The organism is Candidatus Angelobacter sp. (genome assembly GCA_035607015.1).
Lineage (GTDB): Bacteria > Verrucomicrobiota > Verrucomicrobiia > Limisphaerales > AV2 > AV2.
Window position 1 is genome coordinate 1 of sequence record DATNDF010000063.1, and the last position, 2,457, is coordinate 2,457.

Below are 2,457 nucleotides of genomic sequence, written 5' to 3' on the forward strand. Positions count from 1 at the left end.
GACAGCGGGAAAGTCGAAATCGGTGACGTCGTGCTCGCCATCGGCAATCCCTTCGGCATCGGCCAAACTGTGACCTCGGGTATCGTCAGCGCGAAAGACCGCGGCAACATGGGCATCGAAGATTATGAAGACTTCATCCAAACCGATGCCGCCATCAACCCCGGCAATTCCGGCGGTGCGCTTGTCGATATTGATGGCCGTCTGATCGGCATCAACACCGCCATCCTGAGCCGTTCCGGCGGCAATCAAGGTGTCGGCTTCGCCATTCCGTCCGATCTCGCTCGGACCGTGATGGAAAGCCTCATCAAGACCGGTCACGTCACCCGCGGTTATCTCGGCGTGATGATTCAAAGCCTCACACCCGATCTCGCCAGCGAGTTTGATCTCAAAGACAACCAGGGCGCGCTGATTGGCGACGTGGTTCCGAATGGTCCGGCGGACAAAGCTGGTCTGAAGGACGGCGATGTCGTCATCAAATTCAACCACCATCCGGTTGCCGACAGTCGCCGTCTGCAACTCGAAGTAGCCGGCACGAGACCCGGTTCGACCGTCCCGGTGGAAATCCTCCGCGATGGCGCAAAGAAAACCATCGAGGTCACCGTGAAACAGCTTCCGGGCGCTGAAAAACTCGCGGAAAACAATGTCGATAATTCCCAGGACACCGGCACCCTCAACGGCGTGCAGGTCGCGGACCTCGATCAACAGGCCCACGAACAATTCAACGTGCCCAAAGACGTGAAAGGCGCCGTGGTCACGCAAGTGGACCCGAGCTCGGCCGCTGCCGAAGCAGGCCTCAAAGCCGGCGACGTGATTCAGGAAATCAATCGCAAGCCTGTCAAAGACGCCGACGACGCCGTCAAACTGACGGAGAAGTCCGACACCAAGCGCACCCTCGTGCGGGTCTGGGACAATGGCGGCAGCCATTACGTCGTCGTCGACGAAAGCGCCAACGAAGGCTAACCAACTTCCATCCCCACCCACGCCCTCCCGGTTCTTGACCTCACAAGCCGGGAGGGCTTCTCGTTGTCGCGGATTTCACAATGAGTACGATTTTCATCGAAAGCTGGAACGGTTTCCCCCTTTCCCTGGGGGAGAGGGCCGGGGTGAGGGCGAGTGTACCTACTAACTTTTCCTTTTAGGAACCATCGGTTTCGTACACTCGGCAGCGGATGCAACGCCCGCTTCTGCAGTTTCAGTTTACGCAATGCGCTGAACTATAATTGGAGAAAAAAAGGTGTTTTACGCTCGCCCTCACCTGTTTCCTCTCCCCCGGGGAGAGGATGTGCTTTATCACGTTTCCGGGGTTCGCAGGGTGATCTTATTTAATCCAGCGAAAGAACGGAAATGTCATCGCACAATTTTCAGCTTGGTTGTGAATTCAAGCTTATCATTATGGACGAAGACATGCGCATCCTGGTTGTTGAAGACGACGACAAAATCGCTTCATTCCTCGTCAAGGGATTGAAACAAAGCGGTTACGCCGTCGATCGCTGTGCTGACGGCCAGCGCGCGTCGGAACTCGCGCAATCCGTTTCCTACGATGCCGCTATTGTGGATTTAATGCTCCCTAAAATCGACGGCCTCACGCTCATCCAACAACTCCGCGCCAAAAATGTCCGCATCCCCATGCTGATTCTCAGCGCGCGGGCCTCGGTGGATGATCGCGTGCGCGGCCTCCAGGCCGGCGGCGATGATTATCTCACCAAGCCTTTTGCCTTTTCGGAGCTGCTGGCGCGCATTCAAGCCCTCATTCGCCGCGCGACCCAAACCACTGAGCCGACCCGCCTGACCGTCGGAAACCTTGCGCTGGATTTGTTCACGCGCGAAGTGCAACGCGACGGCGAAAAAATCGATCTGCAACCGCGCGAATTTGCGCTTCTGGAATATTTGATGCGGAATCAGAATCGCGTCGTTACCAAAACGATGATTCTCGAGCATATTTTTGATTACAGCTTCGATCCGCAAACAAATGTCGTGGATGTGCTCGTGCACCGGGTCCGTGGGAAAGTGGACCCGGACAAAAACATGATCCATACGATTCGAGGTGTTGGTTATGTCCTTCGGCCTGCTTAACGCGGTGCGGCGAAATGTCGGAGTCCGCCTCGGGCTCTGGTACGCTTTCATTTTTGCGTGCAGCAGCGTGGCGCTCCTCGGCATCGCCTATTACCTCCTCGCAACCGTCATCGCCAATAAAGACCGCGAGCTCGTGCAAGCGCGCCTGCGCGAATACGCCGCCGTCTACCACGCCGGCGGACTGCCCGCCTTGCGTAACACACTTCAGGACGAACAGGAGAATCAAAGAACTTTCTTCGTCCGCCTCGTGAATGTCTGGGACGATGTTGTGTTGTCCAACGTTCCGAAGGACTGGATAACCTTCCACGACCCCGGTGGATTCGCCGATTATCGCCGTCGTCTGGGTGAAGTGGTCGTGCGCGTCCCGAAAGATGCCGAAAAGGA

3 protein-coding genes are annotated in these 2,457 nt (G+C 56.7%); all 3 read left to right on the forward strand.

Going from position 1 to position 2,457, the window contains the following annotated elements; genetic code table 11:
* A partial coding sequence (locus VN887_02570) for a PDZ domain-containing protein (GenBank protein ID HXT38884.1) occupies positions 1-960 on the forward strand: 960 nt, incomplete at its 5' end.
* A gap of 444 nt (positions 961-1,404) precedes the next feature.
* Positions 1,405-2,073: a response regulator transcription factor gene (locus tag VN887_02575; GenBank protein ID HXT38885.1), complete on the forward strand. Its 669-nt coding sequence runs from the start codon at positions 1,405-1,407 to the stop codon at positions 2,071-2,073.
* Positions 2,054-2,457, forward strand: a 404-nt coding sequence (locus VN887_02580) for a hypothetical protein (GenBank protein HXT38886.1), incomplete at its 3' end; no start/stop codon positions are given. The genes VN887_02575 and VN887_02580, both read left to right, overlap by 20 nt.

Excerpts from the sequence above, each read along its gene's own strand:
- VN887_02575 (HXT38885.1), top strand. The coding sequence starts at position 1,405 with ATGCGCATCCTGGTTGTTGAAGACGACGACAAAATCGCTTCATTCCTC.